The sequence below is a fragment of the Dyadobacter pollutisoli genome, from assembly GCF_026625565.1.
Lineage (GTDB): Bacteria > Bacteroidota > Bacteroidia > Cytophagales > Spirosomataceae > Dyadobacter > Dyadobacter pollutisoli.
Window position 1 is genome coordinate 611,931 of sequence record NZ_CP112998.1, and the last position, 25,855, is coordinate 637,785.

24 protein-coding genes are annotated in these 25,855 nt (G+C 45.3%); 15 read left to right on the forward strand and 9 right to left on the reverse strand.

The window, feature by feature from the left end; translation table 11 throughout:
* Positions 1–84: 84 nt before the first annotated feature.
* Positions 85–2,145 (reverse strand): BatA domain-containing protein, encoded by a 2,061-nt coding sequence (locus tag ON006_RS02690; protein WP_244823571.1) that lies wholly within the window; start codon positions 2,143–2,145, stop codon positions 85–87.
* 238 nt (positions 2,146–2,383) lie between these two features.
* On the opposite strand from ON006_RS02690, the gene ON006_RS02695 reads away from it, so the two are divergent.
* Complete coding sequence (locus ON006_RS02695; protein WP_244823572.1) at positions 2,384–2,935, forward strand: YcxB family protein; 552 nt, start codon at positions 2,384–2,386, stop codon at positions 2,933–2,935.
* Positions 2,936–3,023: 88 nt separating this feature from the next.
* Here the strand turns inward: ON006_RS02695 and ON006_RS02700 are convergent, their stop codons facing one another.
* Both ON006_RS02700 and ON006_RS02705 read right to left on the reverse strand, forming a co-directional pair.
* Complete coding sequence (locus tag ON006_RS02700; protein ID WP_244823573.1) at positions 3,024–3,644, reverse strand: DUF1684 domain-containing protein; 621 nt, start codon at positions 3,642–3,644, stop codon at positions 3,024–3,026.
* Between the two features lie 85 nt (positions 3,645–3,729).
* The gene (locus ON006_RS02705) at positions 3,730–4,275 is read right to left on the reverse strand and encodes a hypothetical protein (protein WP_244823574.1); all 546 of its coding nucleotides are present in this window, start codon (positions 4,273–4,275) and stop codon (positions 3,730–3,732) included.
* 258 nt (positions 4,276–4,533) lie between these two features.
* Between ON006_RS02705 and ON006_RS02710 the strand changes: the two genes are divergently transcribed.
* Complete coding sequence (locus ON006_RS02710) at positions 4,534–4,956, forward strand: OsmC family protein (RefSeq protein WP_244823575.1); 423 nt, start codon at positions 4,534–4,536, stop codon at positions 4,954–4,956.
* Positions 4,957–5,060: 104 nt separating this feature from the next.
* On the opposite strand, the gene hemW is transcribed toward ON006_RS02710, so the two are convergent.
* Positions 5,061–6,185 (reverse strand): radical SAM family heme chaperone HemW, encoded by a 1,125-nt coding sequence (gene hemW, locus ON006_RS02715; protein ID WP_244823576.1) that lies wholly within the window; start codon positions 6,183–6,185, stop codon positions 5,061–5,063.
* Entirely contained in the window at positions 6,185–8,257 is a 2,073-nt protein-coding gene (locus tag ON006_RS02720) for a TonB-dependent receptor (RefSeq protein ID WP_244823577.1), read from the reverse strand. The genes hemW and ON006_RS02720 overlap by 1 nt, the downstream gene beginning before the upstream one ends.
* 259 nt (positions 8,258–8,516) lie before the next feature.
* Between ON006_RS02720 and ON006_RS02725 the strand changes: the two genes are divergently transcribed.
* Entirely contained in the window at positions 8,517–8,975 is a 459-nt protein-coding gene (locus ON006_RS02725; protein ID WP_244823578.1) for a hypothetical protein, read from the forward strand.
* 63 nt (positions 8,976–9,038) lie between these two features.
* On the opposite strand, the gene ctlX is transcribed toward ON006_RS02725, so the two are convergent.
* Complete coding sequence (gene ctlX, locus ON006_RS02730; RefSeq protein WP_244823579.1) at positions 9,039–9,995, reverse strand: citrulline utilization hydrolase CtlX; 957 nt, start codon at positions 9,993–9,995, stop codon at positions 9,039–9,041.
* 59 nt (positions 9,996–10,054) lie between these two features.
* Complete coding sequence (locus tag ON006_RS02735) at positions 10,055–11,524, reverse strand: arginine deiminase family protein (protein ID WP_244823580.1); 1,470 nt, start codon at positions 11,522–11,524, stop codon at positions 10,055–10,057.
* A gap of 257 nt (positions 11,525–11,781) precedes the next feature.
* Here ON006_RS02735 and sufC point away from each other — a divergent pair, with 257 nt between their 5' ends.
* From sufC to ON006_RS02775, 8 genes are all read left to right on the forward strand, one after another.
* Positions 11,782–12,540, forward strand: coding sequence for a Fe-S cluster assembly ATPase SufC (gene sufC / locus ON006_RS02740; protein ID WP_244823581.1), 759 nt, complete (start codon positions 11,782–11,784; stop codon positions 12,538–12,540).
* Between the two features lie 63 nt (positions 12,541–12,603).
* Complete coding sequence (gene sufD, locus ON006_RS02745; protein WP_244823582.1) at positions 12,604–13,923, forward strand: Fe-S cluster assembly protein SufD; 1,320 nt, start codon at positions 12,604–12,606, stop codon at positions 13,921–13,923.
* A gap of 90 nt (positions 13,924–14,013) precedes the next feature.
* Positions 14,014–15,240: a cysteine desulfurase gene (locus ON006_RS02750; RefSeq protein ID WP_244823583.1), complete on the forward strand. Its 1,227-nt coding sequence runs from the start codon at positions 14,014–14,016 to the stop codon at positions 15,238–15,240.
* Positions 15,241–15,300: 60 nt separating this feature from the next.
* Positions 15,301–15,681: a DUF5618 family protein gene (locus ON006_RS02755; RefSeq protein ID WP_244823584.1), complete on the forward strand. Its 381-nt coding sequence runs from the start codon at positions 15,301–15,303 to the stop codon at positions 15,679–15,681.
* A gap of 14 nt (positions 15,682–15,695) precedes the next feature.
* Entirely contained in the window at positions 15,696–16,127 is a 432-nt protein-coding gene (locus ON006_RS02760) for a SufE family protein (protein WP_244823585.1), read from the forward strand.
* 31 nt (positions 16,128–16,158) lie between these two features.
* Positions 16,159–16,470, forward strand: coding sequence for an SUF system Fe-S cluster assembly protein (locus tag ON006_RS02765; protein WP_244823586.1), 312 nt, complete (start codon positions 16,159–16,161; stop codon positions 16,468–16,470).
* 182 nt (positions 16,471–16,652) lie between these two features.
* Positions 16,653–17,081 carry a BrxA/BrxB family bacilliredoxin gene (locus ON006_RS02770; protein WP_244823587.1) on the forward strand — a complete coding sequence of 143 codons (429 nt, stop codon included), beginning with the start codon at positions 16,653–16,655 and terminating at the stop codon, positions 17,079–17,081.
* A 91-nt stretch (positions 17,082–17,172) separates the two neighbouring features.
* Positions 17,173–18,282 carry a vWA domain-containing protein gene (locus ON006_RS02775; protein ID WP_244823588.1) on the forward strand — a complete coding sequence of 370 codons (1,110 nt, stop codon included), beginning with the start codon at positions 17,173–17,175 and terminating at the stop codon, positions 18,280–18,282.
* 12 nt (positions 18,283–18,294) lie between these two features.
* Here the strand turns inward: ON006_RS02775 and ON006_RS02780 are convergent, their stop codons facing one another.
* Both ON006_RS02780 and ON006_RS02785 read right to left on the reverse strand, forming a co-directional pair.
* Positions 18,295–20,769 (reverse strand): PIG-L family deacetylase, encoded by a 2,475-nt coding sequence (locus ON006_RS02780; RefSeq protein ID WP_244823589.1) that lies wholly within the window; start codon positions 20,767–20,769, stop codon positions 18,295–18,297.
* Positions 20,770–20,794: 25 nt separating this feature from the next.
* The gene (locus ON006_RS02785) at positions 20,795–21,421 is read right to left on the reverse strand and encodes a 4'-phosphopantetheinyl transferase family protein (RefSeq protein WP_244823590.1); all 627 of its coding nucleotides are present in this window, start codon (positions 21,419–21,421) and stop codon (positions 20,795–20,797) included.
* Between the two features lie 63 nt (positions 21,422–21,484).
* Between ON006_RS02785 and ON006_RS02790 the strand changes: the two genes are divergently transcribed.
* From ON006_RS02790 to ON006_RS02805, 4 genes are read left to right on the forward strand one after another with little or no spacing between them, the layout of a single operon-like run.
* Complete coding sequence (locus tag ON006_RS02790) at positions 21,485–23,161, forward strand: C45 family autoproteolytic acyltransferase/hydrolase (RefSeq protein WP_244823591.1); 1,677 nt, start codon at positions 21,485–21,487, stop codon at positions 23,159–23,161.
* A gap of 34 nt (positions 23,162–23,195) precedes the next feature.
* The gene (gene flxY / locus ON006_RS02795; RefSeq protein ID WP_244823592.1) at positions 23,196–24,458 is read left to right on the forward strand and encodes a flexirubin biosynthesis putative acyl-CoA ligase FlxY; all 1,263 of its coding nucleotides are present in this window, start codon (positions 23,196–23,198) and stop codon (positions 24,456–24,458) included.
* A 32-nt stretch (positions 24,459–24,490) separates the two neighbouring features.
* Positions 24,491–25,108, forward strand: a complete 618-nt coding sequence (locus ON006_RS02800) for a hypothetical protein (RefSeq protein WP_244823593.1) — start codon at positions 24,491–24,493, stop codon at positions 25,106–25,108.
* Positions 25,109–25,133: 25 nt separating this feature from the next.
* Positions 25,134–25,766, forward strand: a complete 633-nt coding sequence (locus tag ON006_RS02805) for a hypothetical protein (RefSeq protein ID WP_244823594.1) — start codon at positions 25,134–25,136, stop codon at positions 25,764–25,766.
* The last annotated feature ends 89 nt before the right edge of the window (positions 25,767–25,855 follow it).

Sequence of the window (25,855 nt, forward strand, 5' to 3'; positions counted from 1 at the left end):
AAATTGGTGTAAAAACCGCTAACATAAAACCCCATTAAAATCTTTCGACAAAATTTGTTCCGAAATCGCGACAGGCTTGATCACTTATTTCATAAACCTGATCAACGCAATTTCGGTCAGCAAAAAGAATAGCGCGGCGTACAAAAAGTACTTCCAGAGGCTGGTACCCATGTTCTGCTGCTGAAATGCCGTCGAAAAAGCATCGTCATCTATCCGGTCAAAAACCTGTACATTTTTTTGTCCTGAAAAAGCAGCCCGCAGTTCGTCCGGGGAGTAGTATTGCAGCCTGGATTCTGAATTGTTGTGGTTCAATGCAATGATCTGCTCCACTTTATTATCCCGCACGAGATCAAAATATCCTGCGTCCAAGCCTTCGCCCAGCTGATCGCCTTCGGGGATTTCGAGTAAAAGCTGGTTGCCGGCGATGCGCTGCAATGGAATAATCTCCACTTTGCCCCGACGCAGTTTATAAACCGAATTGCTTTCCGAGTTGCCCATCGAAAGCACAATGGGGTTTTCGTCAAATTTGTACGAAGTCCGCTGCGCCCGTACACTGGATGCGGCAATTTTATACATGACCGGAACAAAAATCGCATGCTGAGGTACATTACCATACTCAGGCATGAACGGTGCTGCAAACATGTAAATCTTGCCAGTACCCGAAGTAGCCTGATTGAGATAGGTTTGCCCATCCCGTAGTGCCAGTAACAATTGGCCTGCATTGGCCCAGGTCCACACGGCCGAAGCCGAAGGTAAGTTCAGGTTAATTTCCTGCCGGACCGACTCCTCGAAAACATCGCTGAAAAACGGATTGTTCCGATCAGGAGGGGCGATAGCGACGGGCGACGGGCTGGTATTGGTGAATGCTTCCAGGCCATTGATGCCTAGTCCGGAAAGAAAACGGCCGTAACTCTCACCATTAGGAGATGTGGAAGGAACGACGGCAAGACTTCCGCCTTTTCGCACAAAATCCTGTAAATCGAGAGGCAATGAGCCTGAGAGCTGACCTACACCTTCCAGTACTACCAGATCGGCGTTTTTAATGAGGCCGGGATCTACATTCTGCGCACTGTAACTCTGCAGTGAAAACAGACTGTCATTGGCATACACATTCTCAATGTAGTTACCAGCAAATTTCTGGCCGTAAATATGCAGGATCCTGATCAGCGGCGAAGCATTGAGGACAAAGTAATAATTGTTGTCGAATGTGACCGGAAAGTCGTCAAATGTAATCTGTCCTTTTTTGAAGCCTTTGCCTTTTAGATTGAAATTAAATCTCGCAGTCGCACTGCCATTAGCGGGCACATTCACCGATGCCGTGGAGGCCTGCGTATTGTCCAGGCTCAGTTTAAGAACCACATTTCCTGTCTCCTGCTTGCCGGAGTTGCTGACTTTGACAAAGAGGATATTGTTTTGCAGCTCACGGATAAACGGCGTATTAAGCCATGCTGAGTCGACGAAAACATTTTTCTCAGCCTCGGCCTGTACCGGCACCAGAAAAAGCTGATTAGTACTGTCAGTCTTGATTTCAGACAGGTTGCCTACGGTACTTTTTTGAAAATCGGAGAACCAGAAGAACTGGTTTTTGCCGGTATGAGCGTGGCGTGCCATCAGGTTTTCCTGACGTTTGTAAATCTGTTCGAGCGTTCGGGGCGTATTAGATAATCCAATGGTAGTGAGCCGGTCACGGACTTTTTCGGCGGGATAAAGGCCTTGTTCCTGAGCCGAAAAATCGTTGGTAACGAGTTGCAGTGAGGTAGCGTTTTTGAATATACCCAGCAGATCGCTGAGTTTGCTGGTCGCGATGTCGAGGTATCTTTTATTGTTCAGCTCACTTTCCATGCTCAGTGAATTGTCCAAATACAGGCTGGTAATGCCTCTTTTATCGACTGATAACCTGTTTTCGGCCGGGAGAAATGGCTGTGCAAATGCCAGCGCAAGACAGGCAATGGCCAGAATACGGGCAGCCAGGATCAGCCAGTGCTTGATCTGACGGATGGAGCGGGTTTTGGTTTCAACCGCTTTTAGAAATGCAACATTGGTAAAATAGACCTTTTTGGTTCGCCTGAAATTAAATATATGAATGGCGATCGGAACAGATATAGCCAGTAAACCCCATAAAAAAGATGGAAACAGAAAACTCATTTAGTTTTGGATATTATCGTTTCAAAGGTCGGGACTGATATGGGCCTGTGAAGAGCCATTTCAATGATCAACGTAGTTAAGAAAGACAAATTACACTAAAATCTCATAACTACTTTTTATTTCAGCACCTTTCTGATATGTCAACTGGTTTTTTCTAACTTTGCACTTCATTTTTGTGCGTCAATTCCAACATTTATATTGCGCCCGGAAAAACAGAATTGTTAATTTAAATTGAATTATGGCCAAAGTTTCGGTGAACAAACACCAGCCCGTCTATCAAATGCCTACGAACCCAGCGGCGGTCCGTACAAAAAAATACGCCTTACCCACAAAGAAATACATTACCCTGGCCATGCGTTATTTTTTCAAAACGCAGCTTAAATGGGGACTGATCCCGTTGGCCCTGATCCTGATCAACGCCATACTGAACCTGACCGGCGTGTATCCTAACCTCTGGATTTATATTACCGTATTTGTCGGCGCGATCCTTTACGTTTTGTTCTGGCTGATCCAGTTTACAGGTATTACGCAGCTGGCACAGTACAAACCGATGTTTGAGAAGTTTCAATATGAAATTGACAACCGCCAGATCCTGATGAAACTGAACCAGAAGGAAGGTAGTGTTATGAAATGGGAGCAGATCCTGGACGGCTATAAGGACAAGGATGCGTACGTGCTGGTGATCTCAAAAGGACAGTTTGTACATCTTCCATTCAATATCTTTACTTCGGAGCACGACATTAAAGTTTTTGAAAGAATCCTCAAACAGAAGGATTTATTGAAAGCCTGAAATAACATTGATTGTTATCAAAACGCCCGGTTTGTGATCCACAAGCCGGGCGTTTTGATGTATTGAATGGAAGGCAATGCCGAGAGTACTATCTTAAACGAGCCTCCTGGTGTGTTTTATCAAATTTTTTCTCGCCGGCCTTAATCTCGACAGCCAGGTGGTTGGCAGCAGGCGGTATCGGACAGTTGTACCCGTCACTGTAAGCACAATAAGGATTATATGCCTTGTTGAAGTCCAGAATGTAGGTGTTGTCCTTCAAATCAGTGGTTTTGAGATCCAGGTAACGGCCGCCACCGTAAGAGATGTTTCCGTTGGTTTTGTCTTTAAAAGGAATAAAGAGATAATCCTTGTACTTGGCAACGGCGAGCAGACTAAGGCTTCTATACACATTCAATGAATGTTTCCTTCCGTTCAGCTTGAATTTCAAGGTGCCATATTTTACATAGGTCTTTTTAACGCCGCTGTAAGTGGGCATTTCAAAAGATTCGCTCTTGCTTTTCTCGAATTTAGCGATCACGCGGTAAGTGGAATCTGGGTCGAAAAATTGTAGAAAAGGAAGATCTCCCTCTTTTAAAGGAGAATTGGAAGTGTGTAAAAATTCTTTCTTGTACTTATCGCGGTATTCATCGGTTTGATCCCTAAAATTTTGGGCGCATGCGAAAGAACCGACAATAAGCAGCAGAAACAGTGTGTTAATAATGTCTTTCATAGTAAACAAAAGGAAATCCGGTAAAAAATTACCGGATTTTATTAAAAATTTTCCAGAAACCCTACTGATTAAAAATTCGTGCCAATCATTGTGCCGAAACAGTGCGGATTTTTGATTCGTCAATATTGAATTCTTTTATGACAGCATTGTAGTCATTGTAATCCACTGAACCGCTTTTACGGGCTGCGAAGTCAGCAGGAACGATTATTATCCTGAAATTTTGATTCTTGGTCCAGTCGTCTGCAAGGTTGGCCAGATTCACGGTGCCGTCCAGGAAAATAGAGAAATCCTTTTTGGTCTGGTCAAAATTATAGCTCAGGATGCCTTCATCCAAAAATGCGGTTTGCGGCAATAGCCTGAACGCTTTCACTTTTTCTCCACCTGAGGTAACATCTCCCCAATGTATATAAATTAGCACAGCATCGGATTCCAAAACCGTCACTTTTGCATCTGCATAAGACATTGAATACAGCCATTCATTAGCAGGGGTAAAGTTTACATTAACCAGGTCAAAGGTAGTGCCTGTTACATCTATGCTTCCTCCCTCGGGTCCCTGAGGGCCTTCCGGTCCGGTACAGCCTTGAAAAAGCGCAACTAGTACCAGCAGTAGGGGAATGAGTTTTTTGTTCATGTTTGTGCTAATTAAATTGAGATTTGAATGAATTTTGAAATTAGATGACAATGCAATAATAAAGTTTAAATCGGTATAGGCTATTAACTTTCGTTAACTAAATTGGCAGCCGCACCGGCATACTCTGGAACTGAGGTAAATGCTGGTTTATTGCGTATTTTAATAATATAATAATTTGCGTAGAAGAGCAATAGATGTTACTTTTCACTCAAAACAGTCCAAAATTGAATCAAATTAAAAATTAAAAGAACCACAAATATGATCAATCGTAAAGCAACAGCAGTCTGGAAAGGAACTGGCAAAGAAGGAACAGGAACGGTAAGCACGCAAAGCACCGTTCTGGAAAATACGCAATATTCGTTCAATACCCGTTTTGCGGAAGGTAAGGGTACCAACCCTGAGGAACTGATCGCAGCAGCACACGCCAGCTGTTTTGCAATGAAACTGAGCTTTGAGCTGAATGCTGCCGGTTTCACTGCGGACGAATTGAATGCTACCGCGACAGTTACATTGGATCCGGCGAAAGGTCAGGTTACGAAAAGTGCGATTGACCTGAAAGCCAAGGTTCCCGGAGTTGCCGCAGAGCAGTTCGCCGAGATCGCCGACAAAGCCAAAAAAGAATGCCCTATCTCGCAACTATTGAATGCAGAGATTACTTTGAATGCGGAGTTGGTTGGGTAGTAAAGTATTTGTCTTCCTGAGCGCAGTCGAAGGTCGTTACCAGCTTGGAATTACGCCTTTTGCAGTGTGCATTTGCACTTCGACTGCGCTCAGACAAGGGATTTCTAATCAATAAACAAATCGCTTGCGATGCGGTCGGCGAATAGTTTTCCTGACTCGGTCAGGTATAGGGATTGGGTGTCTTCCCATATCCAGCCGCTGGCTGACATTCGTTTTAAGTCCTCCGCATGAACCATGCCAAAGGTTCCTCCCGAGAGTAATTCCAGCTTTTCGCGGTTTACTCCCCATTTTGTTCTCAGGCCGGTAAGCAGGTATTCATTAGTTTGGTCAGCCACAGACAACTGCTCCAAGGTAGCAGGAATAACATTGCCCTGGATGGCTTTCAAATACTGAGCATTATTGGACACATTATATTCCCGGCTACCACCATTGTACGAATGCGCGCTTGGGCCGACGCCCAGGTATGGGCGCTGCTTCCAGTAGGAGCTATTATGACGGCTATACTGTCCGTTTCTTGCAAAATTGGAAATTTCGTACTGCTCGTAGCCATTCTCCGCCAGTGATTTCACCAGGATTTCAAATTGACGGGCTGCAAATTCTTCATCAATGGGCTGGATCTTCTTCTTTTTAAGCCAGCTCCCAAATGCAGTCTGAGGCTCAATGGTGAGACAGTAGGCTGAAATATGTGAAATATTTAGGTCAAAAGCCTTCTGCATGTCTTCTCGCAAGATTGTGTGATTTTCAGCAGGAATGGCGTAAATAAGGTCAATGGAGATGTTTTGAATGCCAATATCCTGCGCGGTTCGCACACATTCAGCTGCCTCCGAAGCAGAATGAATGCGGTTCAGGAATTTTAAATGAGGCTCGTGAAATGACTGGATACCAATGCTCAACCTGTTGATCCCCGCAGCATAAAACTGCCGGAGTTTGTCGGCATTGAGATCATCAGGATTGGCCTCCAATGTGATCTCCGCATCCTTATGGACCGAGAAATGTTTGTGGATCGTTTCCAATAGCAAACCAAGTTCGGCTTCGTCGAGCATGGACGGTGTTCCGCCTCCAAAGTATATGGTTTCAATCGCTTTTTCCGGCAGGTAATCTTTGCGCAGTATAATCTCGGATGCAATGGCTTCCACAACAGCGCGTTTGTTGGAAGTATTGGTACTGAAATGAAAATCACAGTAATGGCAAGCCTGCCGGCAAAAAGGAATATGAAGGTATAAATGCATTATTTAGAATTTTTCTGCCACTCCCAACCCACTTTCACACCGGCCCAAACATTGTTTTTCGGAGCAGCATTATAGTAACGGTTCCCGAATGCGTTAAGGTCATAGCCGAGGCTATAAATACCTGCATTCACTTTCTCGGCTGAGGCTGACAGCTCGCTGTAAAAATGTTGTCCCCAGCTTTTTTTCCAGCTAATACGGGCAATCCATTGATTATAGGCAGTATTTTTAACGGTATTGGCATCATTCAAATAAAATGAGTCGCCATGCTGATAAGTGACATATGCCGAAAGACCGTATTTGAACAATGCATCCAGGCCTGTATTCTGAGAAAAACGCGGGATTCCGGGAATCAGTTTTCCGCTGAGGTCTACGTCTGCTTGCTTAAAGTCGTCAAAGGTATATCTGGTATAAGTACCTGCATTCCAGATTTTCAGCATCACCGGTAGCCGTGGATCGGAAAGAATTTCGTAGGCAATGGTCCATTCAAGCCCTTTTTGCTTGGTTTTTCCTGCATTGATAAAATATTCAGCGCCTGCTTCGTTGGTCCTTCTTACAATGGTTTCTTTCAACCCAAAATGATATGCGCTGATCTCGCCGGTAATGCGTTTTCCGGTTCTTCTGATGCCCACTTCCACATTGGTACCTCTTTCGGCTTCCAGGTCTTTGCGAAACCCGCCGGCCGACGGACGTACTTCCTGCAAGGTAGGAGGGGAGAAGCCGCCGCTGTAAGAAGCAGTAACTGCCCAGTTTTTGGCAATGACCTTATTTGCCGCAAAACGTGGAATGAATATGCCGTCAAACGTGCGTTGTTCTTTGCTGTAAGGAAGTGCGAAAAAGCGCTCGTACTTGTATTTGAACGTATTATAGCTCACACCAGCGCTCAGCGTAAGGTCTGTGAGCAAGACGGCTTCCAGTTGGCTAAAAACAGACAAATTGGAAGTTCTGATATCTTCAACGGTTTGCTGTTTGTCGGGCCGACCGCCAATATTATCATAATTTCTCTGGGCTGATTTGCCGTATTGCCATTCGAAGCCGCTGGTCCAGTTGGTTTTTACATTTCCAATTTGAGACCGGTTTTGCCAGATATTTCTGCCGCCGATGCCATTCTCATCCCTTTTTTCATAATTGGAAATAAAAGGGTTGGCAAAGTCAGTGAATGTCGCGTAAAGGGCCGAAGACTGTGTCCAGCTGTCCGAAAGTTGCAAAACATAGTTTCCGCCAAGCATTGCCAGTTTTGTATAAATCGCCGCCTGCTGGGCCTCGCTGCCCGGTACCGTAGCGGTTGACTGACGTGCCAGCTTTGGGTCCTTCTGATATTGGGCGATGTTGATGCCGCCCGGCGTCTGGTAATATAGATCTGAATACATCCCCAGCAACGACAGAGTGCCTTTTTCTCCAATCTTAGATGTCGAAGCAAAGCGGATCGCGTCCCTTTTCATCGCACTGTGGTCACGGTAACCGTCCTGCTCACTATGTCCGTACTGGATAGAAATATCGCCGATCTGCAAAGTTGAATTCCTGCTCTGAAAGCCGTATTTGCCCAAACTGACACTTTGTTCGGCACGGTTTTGAAAGTCGTTCTCAGCGTGGCTTTGCAAAAGAACCACGCCGCCGGTACCCGCGCCATATAAGCTGCTTCCTGGCCCTTTGATGATCTCCATACTTTGTACTGCGCCATAATCCAGCGAGTTCAGCGGCGTGTTTCCACTGGCATCCGTGAAAGGAATGCCATTCCAGTAAAATTTAACATTACGCACACCAAAAGGGCTCCTGATCAGGCTTCCACGGACCGAAAACCGGTAGCTGCCGGGAGAGCGTTCTTCCATTCTCACCCCAGGAAGGGTATTGACCGCATTGGTCCAGGTAGTGGCGGAAAACCTGTTCAAAGTCCTGGAACTGAGCAAACCTACCGTTGCGGTAGTAGTGAGCGGGTTAGTTTTGGACTCAAAGGCATTAATGGTGATTTCCTGCAAGTCCCGGGCTTTCAGACTGTCGCTTTGGGCCAGTGATTTTCCAGGATTAATAAAAACGGTTAAAGAAATTAAGAGGCTAGGAAGATAAAATTTGTGCATAACGAGTGAGATGGATATCAATAAAATACAAATCTGATCATAAAAGGGAAGACTGTCAAGATATATACCAGTCATAACCTGTGACATCGTGAGGTAGTTCATAACATTCCGGTGAAAACCGAAACGGATCAACCGTTTTTTTGAGCATTATTTTCTACAAAACCATTGATATCATACGCGTGGCGGCCTGGTAGGATTTTTGTAAGATGGTATTTTGTAATGAGATTATTTATCAAATGAATTTATTAAAACCTCAAATATGAAAAAGATCACCTGGATGGTAGCTTCAATGCTAACCTTGGGAATGCTGACATTCGCAAGCTGTTCCGAAAAGACCAAAGATTCGGCAAACGAAACGGTTGCGGAAGCAAAAAATGATATGGAAGAGAATGTCGAGGAGGCAAAAGCTGATATAAAAGAGGCCGGCAATGATTTTGAAGCCAAAATAAAAGAGGATAAAGCATCTCTCAAAGAAGACATCGATGAGGCTGTTGCCAAGCTTGATAAGAAAATAGAGGAAGCTGACGCTAAAATCGAAAAGGCCAGCGACAAAGAAAAAGCCAAATGGCAGGAACGGAAAAAAGAGTTGAACGACGAAAAAGAAGACCTGAAAGCATCCTGGAAGGAAGTTCAGGACGAAACCGCTGACAAGTGGGATACTTTTAAAGCTGAAACTAAGGAAAAGATAGCCAAAGCAAAGGCTGACCTGAAAGACTAAGAAGAGAATTTTATTAGGGTTACGAATGATGAAAAAATGCTCCTCTTTTGGGGAGCATTTTTTTTACTTTCTTGGCAAATGTATCTCAGTCATCATACATCGGGCCGAACCGCCGCCATTTCCCTCAATTACAGACAGATCGGTGTGCAATAGCCGGGCGTGCTCGCTCAATGCCTGCCGCTGCTGCCGGGTCAGTGAATCGTAGGCCTGGGTGGACATGACAAGAAATTTGTTTGATTTGTCATTCCTTACCATCAGCATATTACCGGCAAAATGCCTTACTTGTTCGAGCGAAATTTCAATCACATCCTTTTTCGTTTCTTCCAGTGCCGAGCGCACCAGATAGCGTTCGTCAGGATCTTTGATGGCTTCCAGGCAGACCACCGCAAATATATCGCCAACACACATTAAAACATTGGTATGGTAAATAGGTTTGTCGTTTTCGTCCGAAGCAGAAAAAGCAATAACCTCGTACCCGAGCGCATCCGCGAATGCGTCCAGTACCTCCATATGCGTGCGCGGGGAAAGACAGGCGTATGCAATTTTGTAGCGGCGGTCGAGTACCATGCTGCCGGTACCTTCGAGAAATTTGCCCTGCGCTTCAAAATGGGTCAGATCTATTACTTCTTCTACATTGAAATCGTTGGCTAACCTGTCAACAATATCGAGCCTTCGTTCAGCACGGCGGTTTTCGGCCATCATAGGGTAGAGTACCACTTTGCCACTTTGGTGAAAGGACACCCAGTTGTTGGAAAACACCGCATCGGGCCTGTAAACATCATCAGTATCTTCAAAAATATGCAGATTAACGCCAGCCTTTTTTAGCTGATCGATCATCAGGTCAAATTCCTCTTTTGCAATCTGCTGCGCCGTCTCACGGGTACTTTGGGCAAAAGATTCCTGCTGAAACTCATTACTTTCGGCAGTTTCTTCATTAAAACCAAATCTGACCGGCCTGATCATCATGATCCGCGAGGTAGATTGTGGCTGAATTTGAGCGGATGAAGTGATAACGCGCATAGGAGTAAATGTTGAAGTTGTCTAATGCAATTTACGACCGAAATATGTCGATTACAACATTAAAATTCACTAAGCAGGGGCTCCCGCAATACAGGCATACTCATGCAATGCGATCCGCCCCGCGCCCGTGACAGCTCGGCAGAAGGCAGTGTAATGAATGTATCGGCCAATGTGGCTGGGGACAGCTCATTATTTTCAAATTTTTCCAAAAGCTCTTTCGCGCTGATCACCGTAAAATCTTGCCTTCTGAAAGCATCCAATGTCCTATCATTGCGGTCATATCCTACGACCACGCCGTCTTTCAACGCCAGCAAATTACAGGAGTCGGTCCATTGCTCGCGTTCGCCATAGGGAAATTCATTGTCCCCCGAGTAAATAAAACGCACAGGCTCGTTCGACCCCAGATCTTTTCCACTGATTTCGGCTAGCAGATCTTCCAGATTTTCGATTTCTCTTGGCTGTTGCTCACTACCTTTTACAAATTGTAATATCCTGAACTCTTTATTGGCGGCAGTCGGCGCGAAAAAATGCAGTACATCTTTTTTTCGGGCTTCGTCGCCCAGCCTCGCCAGCGAACCGAGCAGTACCCACACATTTTTTTTGACCTGGGTGAAAATAGTGTCAATGTGCATGTAGTCCCGCTTTTTCGGTATTTTAATGATGGTAATCTTATCGACCACATTTTTATCAAACAGGATTTTCATGACCTGTTGCGCAGCATAAATCGAGGTTCGCTCGCTGCAGCCGATCAGCAGGTGGTTGGGAGCGACCATCATCACGTCGCCACCTTCCAGGGTGCAGCGGTGGTAATCACTGGCTTTTTCGTCGTCCGGTAAGAGGAAATGCCGCTCATTTTCAGGTATTTCAATGAGGTTATCCTTGATATGGGCAAACATAGGATGGTAGAAAAAGACAAATTGGGCGAGAATGGATTCCCGGGTACGTGCCGTCTTCGCGGGTTTGTTGAGCAGGATATGATCATTGATAACGATACCAATATCCCGCATGAAAATCAGGTTGGGCAGGGGAGCGAAAAGCATTCGTTTATCCGGGCAGGAGCCTGAAATGAAGATCTTGGCCAGCTCATGGGGATCGTATGCATTCAATTCCTCCTGAATGCGATAAGAGCATCTTTCTATACCACAGATCGCCGCGGTCAGCTTGACCCGCACATTATTTTCTTCAAGGATCTGTCCGAGCAGCTTCTGAATGTCCACTACGCGGTCGGAATCGTAATATTCATCGGTTCCCGGGATGTAGAAAGCCCTTGTGGGATCATTATCAATCTGGCTTAGTTTTCCTTTGATTTTATCAGGGTCCAGAAAGTACAGCAACAGTTTTACGTAATAGTCATACTCATCTCGGCGCATGGTATCCAGATGGACAATGTCCTCAAAAAGCCAGTCCTGGGCTTTGCTGGGCACTACCTTGCCCAAACCGCGGTCGGGGCTGTGGATGAGCAGTCTTTTGAGGGTGCCTGTTTCGGAAGAGACATTGATTGTGTTATCGGGTGCAGCGTCTGTTATCATAAACGAAGTGTTGAAAGGCCTTTGTCGCAAAGTAAATCTTTCTTTGCCAATTAAAAATAGCACCCGTTTCAACCTCTTCATAATGTGGGTATTTCACTGAGAAATATATAATTCCGGGGAACAAGGCGTCTTATAAAAAGGTTAATCAATATATAAGTCCGGTGTCTGCCGGGTTTGGCATTCATTTTCTTTTACGCTTAAAGCGTGTTACTTTTGCGGTAAATTACCACGAACTATATATTAAGTATTAATTAGTTATGCTCTCTATTAATGACTTGCGTGCCTCAATTGAAGGCAAAGAAATATTAAAAGGCATTAACCTGGAAGTTAAGCCAGGTGAAGTGCATGCGATTATGGGGCCGAATGGTTCCGGAAAAAGCACTTTGGCATCTGTTTTGGCTGGAAGAGAGGAATACGAGGTTACTGGCGGTAGTGTTGTTTTTGACGGAAAAGACATATTGGAAATGGCTCCTGAGGAAAGAGCAGCGGAAGGTATTTTTCTTGCTTTCCAGTACCCTGTTGAAATTCCGGGAGTAACTACCATCAATTTTCTTAAAACTGCTGTTAACGAAATTCGTAAATATAAAGGAGAAAGCCCGCTGGACGCTGCTCAGTTCCTGAAAATGGTGCGTGAGAAAGCCAAGCTGGTCAGTATGAACGACTCTTTGCTGAAACGTGCTTTGAACGAAGGCTTTTCGGGTGGTGAGAAAAAACGTAACGAAATCTTCCAGATGGCGGTGCTTGAACCCAAGCTGGCGATCCTCGACGAAACCGATTCAGGTTTGGATATTGATGCGTTGCGTATTGTAGCAGAAGGAGTTAATTCGCTTCGCTCTCCGGATCGTGCTGCGATTGTGGTAACCCACTATCAGCGTTTGCTGGATTACATTGTGCCTGACTATGTACACGTGCTTTACAAAGGGCGCATCGTGAAATCCGGTCCAAAGGAACTGGCCCTGGAACTGGAAGAAAAAGGTTACGACTGGATTAAAGCGGAAGTTGAAGCCGTTGGTTAAGAAAGAAATGAAGGTTTTGCCTTGCTGTAATTCTTAACATTAAAAGTACATATTACTACATCAATGAGTACCGAAACAATAGATTTGAAAACCAGGCTGATCACGGACTTTCATGCCCGTGAATCCGTTATGAATGGTGAAGCTTCTTCGGATTTTCACCAGAAAAAACGTGCAGCACTGGCTCAGTTTGATAAGTTGGGCTTTCCGACCCCACGTAATGAAGAGTGGAAATATTCCAATGTAAAGGACCTGATCAGCGTTAATTATAATTTTAATGCAGACAGCACGCTTAGCCTGGCTGAATTGGAGGACCTGAACATACCTGAGCAGGAAGCCAACATTGTTTATTTTGTCAACGGACATTATAACGCCGCATTGTCCCGACTCATCTCTTCGCAGGACCAGATCACCATTGAACCACTTTCAGAGGCTTACAAAAAGAATCCGGAGCTGGTCAACAATTATTTCAACGAGCTTGCGAAAGAAGGTGAAGATGCTTTTACAGCCTTGAACACGGCTTTTGCCCAGGATGGTATTTTTATCCACGTTGCCGATAATAAAACGGTGGAACATCCTGTGATCCTTCGTTTTGTGAGCGATGCACGCAGCCAGGATGTAGGCAGCCAGCCCAGAAATATCATTGCAGTTGGCCGGAATGCACATGTAAAACTGGCGGAAGCTTTCCGTACACTGGGTGAGCAGCGTTCGTTTACAAACGTGGTCACCGAGATATATGTGGGCGAAGAGGCAGGTGTGGAATACTACAAAGTGCAGAACGAAAGCGATAATGCTTACCACATTGGAACCACGCAGGTGAGAATGCTGGACCGTTCGCATTTCTACGCCGGGACAGTGACATTAAATGGCCGTTTTACACGCAACAATCTGAACATTGTTTTGGATGGAGAGCGTTGTGAGGCACATATGTACGGGTTGTACTTCCCGGATGGTACGCAGCACGTTGATAACCATACGGTTGCTGATCATCGCAAGCCTAATTCCGAAAGTAATGAATTATACAAAGGAATTTTGAGGGACAAGGCAAAGGGAGTTTTCAACGGCAAAATATTTGTACGCCAGGATGCTCAAAAGACCAATGCTTTCCAGTCTTGTAAAAATATCGTATTGTCTCCCGAGGCGACGATGAACACCAAGCCGCAGCTCGAAATTTTTGCGGATGACGTGAAATGCTCACACGGAACTACCACTGGCCAGATCGACGAAGAGGCATTGTTCTACATGCGTTCACGCGGAATTTCAAGGTCAGAAGCGTTATCACTTTTAATGTTTGCTTTTTGCGCCGACGTAGTTTCTCAGATCAAGATCGATTCAGTTCGGGAATATCTGGAAAATGTGATCGCGCAGAAACTGGCTTCAAAATAATATCCCGAGGCTTTTTCAAAGGATACCAAACTTATTGCTACCCAACCTTCAATTTTTTGGGTTGGGTATTTTTCTTAAATACCCATGACAATGAGCAACAATCTCAATATAGCGTCAATCAGAAATGATTTTCCGATCCTGAATGAAATCATTAACGGGAAACAGCTGGTCTATTTTGATAACGCGGCCACTACTCAGAAACCAAGGCTGGTGCTGGATGCATTATCAGGATATTACGAACATTACAATGCCAATATTCACCGTGGCATTCATCATCTGGCCGAGAAAGCGACTTCTGCATTTGAACTTTCGCGTCGCAGGTTACAGACCTTCCTGAATGCAGAATTCCCGGAAGAGATCATTTTTACATATGGAACAACAGATGGTATCAATTTGGTGGCGTCCAGCTACGGCCGGAAATTCCTGAAAGAGGGGGACGAAGTGATCATTTCCACCATGGAGCATCATTCCAATATTGTGCCCTGGCAGATGCTATGCGAAGAAAAAGGGTGTATCCTGAAAGTAATCCCTATCAATGATGATGGAGAGTTGCTGATGGACGAATATGAAAAGATGCTGACTGAGCGGACCAGATTCGTATCGGTAGTACATGTTTCCAACTCTTTGGGCACGATCAATCCCGTCAAGGAGATCATTGAAAAAGCGCATCGGGTAGGAGCAAAGGTACTTTTGGATGGCGCTCAGGCTAGTTCCCACATTCACCTGGATGTGCAGGACCTGGATTGCGATTTTTACTCACTGTCTCTACATAAGATTTACGGTCCGACTGGGATGGGTATTTTGTATGGAAAGAAAGACCTGCTCAATGCCATGCCTCCCTACCGGGGCGGTGGCGAGATGATTAAAGAAGTGACTTTCGCCAAGACTACTTATAATGAACTTCCGTACAAATTTGAAGCAGGGACGCCCAACATTGCTGATGTAGTAGCGGCCAAGTATGCTTTGGACTATGTCGATACTTTGGGTAAATCCAACATTGCAGCTTATGAGCATGAATTGCTGACGTACGCGACCGAGGCTGTGAGTGAGATCGAAGGTTTGAGAATTATCGGTAAGGCCAAAGAAAAGGTAAGTGTGCTCTCATTTGTCATTGACGGAATTCACCATCAGGACATTGGCGTACTGCTGGATCAGCAGGGGATTGCGGTTCGAACAGGACATCATTGCACGCAGCCACTGATGAACCGCTTCAATATTTCAGGAACCTCACGGGCTTCATTTGCTGTTTATAATACATTCGAAGAAATAGATCTGCTGGTGAAAGGCCTGCATAAGGTCAAGAAAATGCTCGGATAATTTTGCTTAAATTTACCCGGCGCGGCGGGCCTCCTCATTGAAACCAAACTATATACACATATGCCTAGTACAGTACAGGAAGCAAAGCGTTATCTGGATAATGCGAAGGAGATTTTAAGAGAAAAAGCTAAGAAGGAAGATGGCTATTACCAGGACAAAAAGTATGTAAAGCTAGCCGGACATGCAGCCTACACCGGAGTTTTGGTGGCACTGGACGCATTGTTTGAAAATAAAACAAAGGGTAGGAAAGACGTAGATTGGTATAAAGAGCGGTTAGCGAAGATGGATAAAAAGGTACTCAACGCATTTAATGGAGCTTACGATACACTTCATTTAGCTATGGGTTACGACGGAAATCCAGTTTCCGAAGTTTCGAAAATAGGATTGGAAGTGGCCGAATCCATCATCAATTGGGTTGAAACCAGAACCGCAGATGCATAAAAATTAGTGATACAATGACCATAAACGAGATACAGGACGAACTAATTTCTGATTTTGAATTGTTTGATGATTGGGAAAGCAAGTACGAGTACATTATAGATCTTGGAAAGCAGTTCCCTCCGTTGGAAGAACAGTTTAAAACAGAGGATAACATTATCAAGGGTTGCCAATCCCGCGTTTGGCTGAATGCTTACATGGACGGGGAGCTTTTGAAATTTGAAGCCGACAGTGATGCAATCATCGTTCGGGGGCTGGTGAGTATGCTGGTTAAAGTACTTTCAGGGCATACGCCGGAGCAGATTGCCAGTGCGAACCTTTACTTCATGGAGCGGATCGGTTTACATCAGCACTTGGCGCAAACCAGATCCAATGGGCTAGCTGCGATGCTAAAACAAATGAAAGCTTACGGATTTGCCTATCAGGCCAAATCAGTAAATGTAGAATAAGGCCAAGTCGTCGTACCATAAATAAATTGAAATGTCAGAGTCAGAATTAAGGGAAGAAGTAGTAAGAGCGATCAAGACGGTTTATGATCCGGAAATTCCGGTGGACGTGTATGAGCTTGGGCTGATTTACGATTTGAAGATATTCCCGGTAAACAATGTCTTTGTTTCCATGACGCTGACCTCGCCATCATGCCCGTCGGCAGGAACATTGCCTGGCGAAGTGGAGCAAAAAATAAGGGAAGTAGAGGGCGTGAACGATGTAAGTCTCGAACTGACCTTCGATCCTCCTTATTCCACAGAAATGATGTCCGAAGAGGCGAAACTGGAACTGGGGTTCATGTAAATATACCTCGGCTGTCGGCTTTCAGCAGTCAATTAAAGAACTTCGGCTGTCGGCGATCGGCAGTCAGTTATAGAGAACTTCGGCTGTCGGCGATCGGCAGTCAAACATAAATAAATTTGAAGGCCGAAAGCTGACTGCCGACGGCCAGTAAACTATCTTATAAACTTTAATTTTAAAACAATATGTATCCACCACAATTAGTGGCTCCGATGAAAGCTGAACTTGTTAATGTCGGTTTTCAGGATTTAACAACAGCGGCAGAAGTTGATAACTTCATGCAAACAACAAAAGGTACTGCATTGGTTGTGATCAATTCAGTATGTGGCTGTGCAGCTGGCGCGGCACGTCCCGGCGTAAGAGCGGCTTTGTCACGCAGCGAAATCAAGCCCGATCATCTGGCGACTGTTTTTGCTGGCGCTGACCTGGAAGCTACTGCCAAAATGCGTGAGTATACATTACCATACCCACCGTCATCACCAGCAGTAGCGCTTTTTAAAGACGGAGAGTTGATCCATTTCGTTGAGCGTCATCACATTGAAGGCCGTTCAGCTGAAATGATTGCACAACATTTGCAAATGGCATTCGAAGAATTCTGCGCAGAAGAGGCATAATTCGACCAGATTTTGTAAGTAATATGCGGCTACTTTCGATTAACTTTGAAAGTAGCCGTCTCATTTTAGGGATATTTTTAGCTGAATTCTTATGCGTGGACATCGTTTTTCCAAATTCATACCGGCCGAGCAGGGCGCTAACAGTAAGTTCGAGCAGCTGTTTGATATTTTTCAGCAGTTGCTTCTGATGACTTCCGGCGATGTCAGCGAGGCTATGTCCTGGCTGAGCGAACTGGACCGCCAGTATAACCTCACCAATGATTCATACGGTATCGGCGATTTCTTTGATGACCTCAAAAAGAAAGGCTATATCACAGAGGAAAAGCAGGATGGCGAGAGCAAGATCATTATGACGCCCAAAGCGGAGAAAAGCATCCGTAAAAGTGCATTGGACGAAATATTCGGAAAATTGAAGCGCTCCAAATCAGGAGGAAATCACCATACGCCACATATGGGAGTGGGGGATGAGCTCAGCAGCGATATCCGTCAGTTTCAGTTTGGGGATACATTGGATCAGATCGCGATGACCGAATCCATTAAAAATGCGCAGGTCAATCACGGCATCGGAGATTTTATGCTGATGGAAAATGACCTGGAAGTGGTGGAGCGCGAGCAAAAAACGACCACGGCTACGGTGGTCATGATCGATATCAGCCATTCGATGATATTGTATGGAGAGGACCGCATTACACCTGCCAAGAAAGTAGCCCTGGCTTTGGCCGAGCTGATCAGAAGCAAGTACCCGAAAGATTCACTGGATATTATTGTTTTTGGCAATGATGCCTGGCAAATCCAGATCAAGGACCTTCCTTACCTGGAAGTAGGACCTTATCATACCAATACGGTGGCCGGCTTGGAGCTTGCTATGGACATTTTGCGCCGCAAGAAAACGCGTAACAAGCAGATTTTTATGATTACCGACGGAAAGCCGACCTGTTTGAAAGAAGGGATCCGTTATTACAAAAACAGTTTCGGCCTCGACCGCAAGATCATCAACAAAACACTGACACTGGCTGCGCAATGCAGGCGGCTGGATATACCGGTAACAACCTTTATGATTGCTACCGATCCATACCTTAAACAGTTTGTACAAAACTTTACCCAGGTCAACAATGGCCGTGCCTATTACAGCAATTTGCAGGGCTTAGGTGGTTTTGTACTGGAAGATTTTCAACGCAACCGCAGAAAAAATGTGAAATAGGGCTTCAAAACCCTATTTCTTTCCAACTGAAATCATATTCGCAAACAGGCGATATGCCCCGGTCACCCCGGCTGGGAGCTCTCGGAAAAACGACAAGCCTGTGTAGATGTAATGTCCCTTGCCATATTGGGCATAAAGCACGCTACCTTCTTTTTTACCTTCCTCCTTATCATTGCTGGAAAAAAGCGCCTGGTAATTTTTCTTATCCCAATCCTGGGCGAAATATAGTCCGCGTTCCTGGATCCATCCATCAAAATCCTTTTGCGTGATTTTGTTCGGGTAGTTTAACAATGAATGTTCGGGCAGTAAGAACCTCATTTCAGCATCTTCTTCGGTTACCCTCTCGCGGCCCAGCTCAATCGGGAATGGTCCGATCTGTTTCACTTTTTGGCCTGGAATGGTATATTGAACGAGCATGGTTCCACCATTTTTAACATAATCCATGAGCTTGCTCTGGTAGTTGGCAAGGTAATCTTCGGTGTTATAGGCCCTTACGCCGACCACAATGGCATCATACATACTCAGATCTTTGGACAGTCCCGCTTCATTGAGCATTGTAACCTGGCAATCCATCTGCCGCAATGCAGTGGGAACGTCATCGCCTGCTCCGGCAATGTATCCGATATTTTTTACCGAAGTTTTAACGTCAATGTGAGCAAGCTTGGCTTCCGAAACGGGGAAGATGGTTTGGCTGGGAATGTGCCGGTATGCAATGGTTTTAATGGATTTGTCAAAAGTTTTGCCGTCAACTGTGGCTACTGCTTTTAACGTTACTTCTGAGTTAGCCGATGGCGGTGTGATGATAAATGAAAAATACTGCTGCTGATATTTCCCAGCCAAATTGAAATCCGCAGTTTCAGGTACCGACTTCCATCCGGCGGGAAGCACTGGTTTCAATGTACCTTTTACATTTGCGCGCTGAGCCTCCACGACCATGGTAACGGTTTTGGGATCCAGAGAAGAAAATATAAACACAGGCTCAGTAATCGTAGTCGTCACAAGCGGCCTGATCTCGAACGGGCGGTAAATTTCTCCTTCGGCAGGGTCGGTAAACTTGTAGATCCAGGGGCGCTCAAAAGTAAACCGCTGACCGCCGATCTCAAAAGTATACCGTGTTACAGTCTCCGGACGGTTTTGCGGATAGCCAATGTCTTGCTGTTTGTCGATTTGAAATAAGCCCTTATCAATGGGTTTTTCAAGCCAGTAGGGCTGGCTGATTTTCAATGTTGCAGGCAGCAATGCCTTTTTGGCAAACGAATTCAATTCATTGTCGCCCAGCGTCAGATTAAGCAAGCTGTCCTGCGATTTCCCCGTCCATTGCATCGAGACCAGCTTTACAGGATAGTCAGATCGTTTTACAACCGAAACAACCACAGCAGCCGAATCACCGGCAACTCCCGAAAAGTTGGCAGGATTGGTTTCAAACCAAAGCCCCGCGCACTGTACCAGCAGGTCTTTTACTTCTTCCTTTTTGGTTTTAATATATAAATCAGCCGAATCCAGTTTGCTAAGTTCCGCGTTGATTTTCAGCAGATCAGCGATAGACGCAGAGGGTTTGTTGACAGAAAAATTCTTGATAGCTGCATTGATCAGTGACTGGATTTTCTCACTTCCTTTTACTCTTTTCCAGCTCAGGTCTACGCCGTCAAACAGGTTTTTATCGGCGGGCTGCCCCACTTTATGCAGGAAATAATCAATCCGCTCGCCCCGCTGCGCAGAGCTTCCAAATCCCTGGCTTTTATGCTGGCTGCGGCTTTCGGCGGCGATCTCGGTGTAGGATTTTCCCAAAACAGGATTATAACCGCCGATTTCAATGGAAATAAATGGACTTTTCTCTTCCAGCGGCTGCTTATTGGTGAACCCGGGCGTGTAGGTATTCCAAACGAGTCGCTTGGCCTGCCAGGGTTTCACAAATTGGAGCTGGTCGGGGTAAGATTTTGGATCCGCGGCCATGGCAAAACCTTGTTCAGCCAGGAAAGCGGAAGTCTGGTGGTGGCCGTGTCCAGCGCGCGCATCGGGTGGAAAACGGGTAATGATCACGTCCGGCTGAAACTTGCGGATCATCCATATCACATCGCCGAGTACCTTATCCTTGTCCCAAAAATTCAATGTTTCGTCGCGTGTTTTGGAAAAACCAAAATCATAGGCCCTTGAAAAAAACTGCTGCGCACCGTCAATCTTGCGTGCGCCGAGCAATTCCTGGGTACGGATCACGCCGATATTGTAGCCTTGTTCGGCACCGATCAGGTTTTGCCCGCCATCTCCCCTGGTCAAAGATAGGTACCCTGTTCTTACCAGCTGATCTTTGGACAGATAGGAGAGCATCAATGTATTTTCATCGTCCGGGTGTGCGGCAATGTACAGGACTGAACCCAGTACATTCAATTTTTTAATGTTCTGAAAAATTTCACTGGAAGACAGCGTGGGTACTTGTGCGGAAAGTTTGAAAGCTGAAAGAAGAAAGAGGATCGTAATAAATCTGAGCATATTCGGCTTTAAGGTTAAGGTGGTTTTATATGGTCCAGGTCAGTACATAGTCGTCAAAAGTCTCGGATTGCACAAGAATATTTTCGGTCATGTTCCCTTTCAGGATAGAAACCTGAATTACGCTGTTTTGGTTGCTGTTAAATGCATTTGTAATGATATGTTTTTTCAAATCCATATCCATATCCCCGGCATACTTGAATGCCGATTCCTTCGCAGACCAGATCAGGTGAAGCTGCACATTGTTTTCGATAGTAACCCAGCGCTTTTCATCCTCATTTAAAAAGTAATCGCAGCCTTTGGAGATACTCGGTTTCATTTGCTGAATGTCCACGCCGACTGGCCGGGTTTTGTGCAGATACACGCATGCGTACTCGCCGGAGTGAGACATTGAAATCTGCTGATCGGTGTTTTTAATGTGAGGTTTTCGGTTGATATCATAGTTTATAATGGGCTGGCTACCGGTCATTTGCTGCAATAAAGCGCGGCACGCAAGCCATTCCTGTTTCCGGCGGTCTGTTTTTTTTTCTTTCAATGGCGCCAGCTCCTGGGCGGGCAAATCAAGCATTGTCTTCAACTCCTGCCACGGCTCGGAAATGTGCCAAAGTCCCAATACTGCATCCGGTGAAACGGTTTTTATATAAGAGATACCCATTTATTATTAATTTTGATCCTATACGAGCTGCCCTATTTGCGGGTAACTGTTTGTTTATACTATATGTGGCCAAAAAATAAAGTAACCAGATCAGTCCTCAAATTCTTCGGTATTTTCCTGCTGATTACCGTCATACTTTTCGGTTTATTCATCTGGCGCATCACCGTGCCGGCTCCGAATCTTGAAAGTAATAAAACCGTTGATAGTTACAAGCGGGTCAAAGTGGCGGAAAACCATTATACTGTTGGCAACAACTGGCTCCGGAAAAATAAGGAAGGCATCTGGGAAATGTATCTGGAAGGCGCTCCCTACGAAAGGGGCCTGATCTATGGGATCCTGGCGAAAGAACTGATGGAAAAGCAGGAGGTGCATTTCGTGGGACAAATCAAGGAAATGATCCCGGGCGCCTTATTTTTGCAAGTGCTCAAAGGCTTCGTTGGCTGGTTCAACAGGGATATTTATAAGTACATTCCCCAGGAAAACCAGCAGGAAATTTATGGTGTTTCGCAGTCATTTTCCGAGCAGTTCAATTACATCGGACCGAAGTACTACCGGATACTCAATTACCATGCTGCCCACGACATTGGCCATGCGTTGACAGATCTGAACATGGTTGGCTGCACTTCTTTTGCAGTGAACCACTCGCTTTCCAAAGATTCGACCCTGCTGATCGCCCGGAATTTTGATTTCTATATGGGCGATGCTTTCGCGGAAGATAAGCTGATCGTTTTCATGAAGCCCGATAAAGGGTATAAGTTTGCCTCTTACGCATGGGCAGGGCTTACGGGCGTGGTTTCGGGTATGAATGAGAAAGGCATTACAGTCACGTTGAATGCTTCCAAGTCGGACATTCCGTTTGCGGCCAAAGAACCTATTTCTATTTTGGCAAGGGAAATATTGCAGTATGCCGGCACCATTCAGGAAGCAAACCGGATCGCTCAGCGAAGCGAAACATTCGTATCCGAGTCGTTGCTGATCGGCTCGGCTGCGGATGACAAGGCGGTTATCATTGAAAAGTCACCTCAGAAAATGGATGTTTTTGAATCGGGCCAGGACTATCTGGTGTGTGCCAACCATTATCAGGGCAATGCATTCATTCGTGATTCAGTCAATATCAACAATATTAAAGACACGGATTCCAAGTCGCGATTCGATCGGATGAACCAGCTGATGAGCCGGTCCTACCCGCTCGGAGTGAATGAGGCAGCTTTTATTTTACGGGATAAAAGCGGCCTGAACGATCAGTTTATAGGTTATGGTAATTCCAAATCACTAAATCAGCTCATTGCCCATCATGGAATTTTGTTCAAACCGGCAAAAAAGGAAATGTGGATTTCCACCCCTCCTTACCAATTGGGCAAGTTCATTTGCTATAATTTAAATGATGTCTTTTCAGGCAAAGGATCCTTTCAGGCGGTGGATTCATTGGAAATCAAGCAAGACCCTTTTCTGAATTCTGTCGATTACAAGAAATTTGAAGCATTTAAAGCCACCAAACAAAAAATCAGCAGGTATGTGATGCTCGACATTGCCTTTGAGCTTTCGCCTGAGCAAGAAAGGGAATTTGTGAGCAATAATCCACAGAGTTACCTGACCTATTTGTTCTTGGGCGATTATTTCAAAAAGAACAAAAATTTTAAAAAAGCCATCCATTATTATCAGGAAGCATTAAAGCATGATGTTGCTTCCCTCAATGAAGAAAACGCCATTCGCGAACGGATTTCAGAATGCAAAAAGTGAAGTTCATGATGTTTACTTATAACCCGACTGAAAAATGACCTCTGCTATGAACCGTGAGACGCAGGAGCAAAAACTGAAACATTTGCTGGCTTATGTATCAGCTCATTCGCCCTATTACCGCAGAGTTTTTAGGGAATACGGTGTCGATATTGATTCCATTGTCAGCCGTGCGGACCTTACCAAGCTGCCATTTACCTCCAAAGATGATCTGGCGGCTGCCAATGATGATTTTCTGTGTGTGCCCAAAAGCAGGATCGCCGACTATGTGACCACGTCGGGGACATTGGCAGACCCCGTTGCATTTTACCTGACTGATTCCGACGTCGAAAGGCTTGCTATCAATGAATGCGATTCTTTTCGGTGTGCGGACGGCAGCGAACACGATATTTACCAGCTGATGACCACCATTGACCGTCGGTTTATGGCAGGCCTGGCTTACTGGATGGGCGCCCGCAAAATGGGTGCGGGTATGATCCGGGTCGGGCCTGGCGCGCCGTTTTTGCAGTGGGAGTCCATTCAGCGTTTTGCTCCGACAGTGATTATCGCCATCCCCTCATTCATTCCACGCCTGATCGACTACGCACAGGCCAATGGTATCGATTTCAGTTCTTCCAGCGTCAAATCGGTCATATGCATTGGCGAGCCGGTCCGTAACCCGGATTTTACCTACAATGAATTGGGTAAGCGGATCACTTCCCAGTGGAATGTTAAATTGTACTCTACCTATGCATCCACTGAAATGGGCGCGGCGTTTACAGAATGTGGCGAAGGTAAGGGGGGACATTTAAATGAAGACCTGCTGATACTCGAAGTGGTCGATGAGGATGGCGAGGCGGTAAAGGAGGGTGAAATGGGGGAGGTGGTCATTTCGACACTAGGCGTGGAAGGAATGCCGATGCTGCGCTACAAAACCGGGGACTTGTGTCATGTATATTACGCGCCATGCGCCTGCGGACGTAAAAGTGCGCGGCTGGGCCCGGTCGTGGGCCGCAAGCAGCAAATGATCAAATTCAAGGGCACGACAATATTCCCGCCTGCGCTGTTCGATGTGCTGGATATGGTCAAAGAAATAGATCTGTACCAGGTAGTGGTCTCTAAAAATGAGTACGGAAATGATGACATCAAGATACTCATTCCCGCGTCATTGGATACCCAGGTTTTCAGGGAAATGCTGCATTCTCTGTTCAAATCGAGGCTTCGGGTAACGCCCACTTTTGAGTTTATAACCGCTGAAGAACTCTCGCTGAGAATATACAAACAGGAAAAACGCAAACCTGAAAAATTGATCTATATTTGAAGCCTCTATTACCGTAAAATCATATTAATACAATGAAAAATTTTATTTACGCATCCATGTTAACCGTGGCCGCGTTGGGCGTCAACGACGATTCTTTTGCCCAACGGGTTGATCTCCGGTCAGGAGATGTAAGTGCCTTGTCCGGACAGAAGACAGTTAATATCGAATACGACTATTCCAGCTTCGGAGTAGGAAAGTTTGCCACCGAACAGGAGTATCTTGACAAAAAATCTGCGGAGTACAATTCCAAGGAAGCAGGGAAAGGCGATACCTGGAAAAAGGCCTGGGTAGAAGACCGTAAAGCCCGTTTCGAGCCGAAATTCGAAGAGTTGTTCAATAAGGGGCTGGGCGACAAAGGCTTGCAGGCTATTCAGGGAAGACCAGATGCGGCCTATACTTTGATCGTTCGTACCAAATTTATCGAACCGGGCTTTAATGTAGGCGTGATGCGCAAGAATGCTTATGTAGACTATGAAGTAGACCTGGTGGAATCAACCAACAAATCGGCTAAGGTGGCTGAAATTGCAATGAGAAATGTACCTGGTGGCCAGTTTGGCGGTTTTGACTTCGATACCGGTGTCCGCATTGCAGAATCTTATGCAAAAGCAGGTAAATCGCTGGCTGCATTTTTAGACAAAAAGCTTAAATAATCTACTGTTTCAAATTACTCAAATCATGAAAAAGTTATTACTTCTTGCATTCGTCCTTTTTAGCGCCGGCAGCGTTTCAGCCGACAACACCATGGCTGATTTATTTGCAGGCAAGACCAAGCTGGTATTTTTAGGCCTGGATTTTACGCAAGCTAAATATGTGGGAAAAATTGGTTTTACGGACCCTGCCGCTATCCAGAACCAGCACATGGTGAGCTGGAACAACCTCATTGAAATGGAGCCTAAGAAATTTTCCCTTCAGAAAGCATTCCACCTGAAAGATGACCAGTACCTTTCCAAAGTGGAGGATATGGTGAAGTTCAATAAGAATGCTAATGTGGCTGACAACATTACCGACTCGGAAGTTACCCTGACTGAGGAGCAGGCCAAAAAAGCGGTCGGAAAATACGCGCTGAGTGAAAAAGATGGTATTGGTATTGTCTACATCGTTGAAAGCCTGAACAAGACTTCCGAAAAATTAACGGCATACGTTACTTTCATTGACCTGGCGACCAAAAAAGTACTTTATATCGAAAGAGTAGAAGGTAAGGCAGGTGGCTTCGGATTCCGTAATTTCTGGGCGGGAGCAGTATACAAAATCAACCAGGAGATCGATTCGAAATTATACAAAAAGTGGAGTAAATCTTTCAAGGCTTAAAAAGTGAATAGAATTTCCTATTTTTAGAGATCAGATTTTATTTACCGATACCAAAGCAATGTTTTGTAAGCTGTGATTTGTTTGCCGGT

Bases quoted from the DNA above. Each gene is read 5' to 3' on its own strand.
- ON006_RS02690 (WP_244823571.1), bottom strand. From the start codon at position 2,145: ATGAGTTTTCTGTTTCCATCTTTTTTATGGGGTTTACTGGCTATATCT.
- ON006_RS02695 (WP_244823572.1), top strand. From the start codon at position 2,384: ATGGCCAAAGTTTCGGTGAACAAACACCAGCCCGTCTATCAAATGCCT.
- ON006_RS02700 (WP_244823573.1), bottom strand. From the start codon at position 3,644: ATGAAAGACATTATTAACACACTGTTTCTGCTGCTTATTGTCGGTTCT.
- ON006_RS02705 (WP_244823574.1), bottom strand. From the start codon at position 4,275: ATGAACAAAAAACTCATTCCCCTACTGCTGGTACTAGTTGCGCTTTTT.
- ON006_RS02710 (WP_244823575.1), top strand. From the start codon at position 4,534: ATGATCAATCGTAAAGCAACAGCAGTCTGGAAAGGAACTGGCAAAGAA.
- hemW (WP_244823576.1), bottom strand. From the start codon at position 6,185: ATGCATTTATACCTTCATATTCCTTTTTGCCGGCAGGCTTGCCATTAC.
- ON006_RS02720 (WP_244823577.1), bottom strand. From the start codon at position 8,257: ATGCACAAATTTTATCTTCCTAGCCTCTTAATTTCTTTAACCGTTTTT.
- ON006_RS02725 (WP_244823578.1), top strand. From the start codon at position 8,517: ATGAAAAAGATCACCTGGATGGTAGCTTCAATGCTAACCTTGGGAATG.
- ctlX (WP_244823579.1), bottom strand. From the start codon at position 9,995: ATGCGCGTTATCACTTCATCCGCTCAAATTCAGCCACAATCTACCTCG.
- ON006_RS02735 (WP_244823580.1), bottom strand. From the start codon at position 11,524: ATGATAACAGACGCTGCACCCGATAACACAATCAATGTCTCTTCCGAA.
- sufC (WP_244823581.1), top strand. From the start codon at position 11,782: ATGCTCTCTATTAATGACTTGCGTGCCTCAATTGAAGGCAAAGAAATA.
- sufD (WP_244823582.1), top strand. From the start codon at position 12,604: ATGAGTACCGAAACAATAGATTTGAAAACCAGGCTGATCACGGACTTT.
- ON006_RS02750 (WP_244823583.1), top strand. From the start codon at position 14,014: ATGAGCAACAATCTCAATATAGCGTCAATCAGAAATGATTTTCCGATC.
- ON006_RS02755 (WP_244823584.1), top strand. From the start codon at position 15,301: ATGCCTAGTACAGTACAGGAAGCAAAGCGTTATCTGGATAATGCGAAG.
- ON006_RS02760 (WP_244823585.1), top strand. From the start codon at position 15,696: ATGACCATAAACGAGATACAGGACGAACTAATTTCTGATTTTGAATTG.
- ON006_RS02765 (WP_244823586.1), top strand. From the start codon at position 16,159: ATGTCAGAGTCAGAATTAAGGGAAGAAGTAGTAAGAGCGATCAAGACG.
- ON006_RS02770 (WP_244823587.1), top strand. From the start codon at position 16,653: ATGTATCCACCACAATTAGTGGCTCCGATGAAAGCTGAACTTGTTAAT.
- ON006_RS02775 (WP_244823588.1), top strand. From the start codon at position 17,173: ATGCGTGGACATCGTTTTTCCAAATTCATACCGGCCGAGCAGGGCGCT.
- ON006_RS02780 (WP_244823589.1), bottom strand. From the start codon at position 20,769: ATGCTCAGATTTATTACGATCCTCTTTCTTCTTTCAGCTTTCAAACTT.
- ON006_RS02785 (WP_244823590.1), bottom strand. From the start codon at position 21,421: ATGGGTATCTCTTATATAAAAACCGTTTCACCGGATGCAGTATTGGGA.
- ON006_RS02790 (WP_244823591.1), top strand. From the start codon at position 21,485: ATGTGGCCAAAAAATAAAGTAACCAGATCAGTCCTCAAATTCTTCGGT.
- flxY (WP_244823592.1), top strand. From the start codon at position 23,196: ATGACCTCTGCTATGAACCGTGAGACGCAGGAGCAAAAACTGAAACAT.
- ON006_RS02800 (WP_244823593.1), top strand. From the start codon at position 24,491: ATGAAAAATTTTATTTACGCATCCATGTTAACCGTGGCCGCGTTGGGC.
- ON006_RS02805 (WP_244823594.1), top strand. From the start codon at position 25,134: ATGAAAAAGTTATTACTTCTTGCATTCGTCCTTTTTAGCGCCGGCAGC.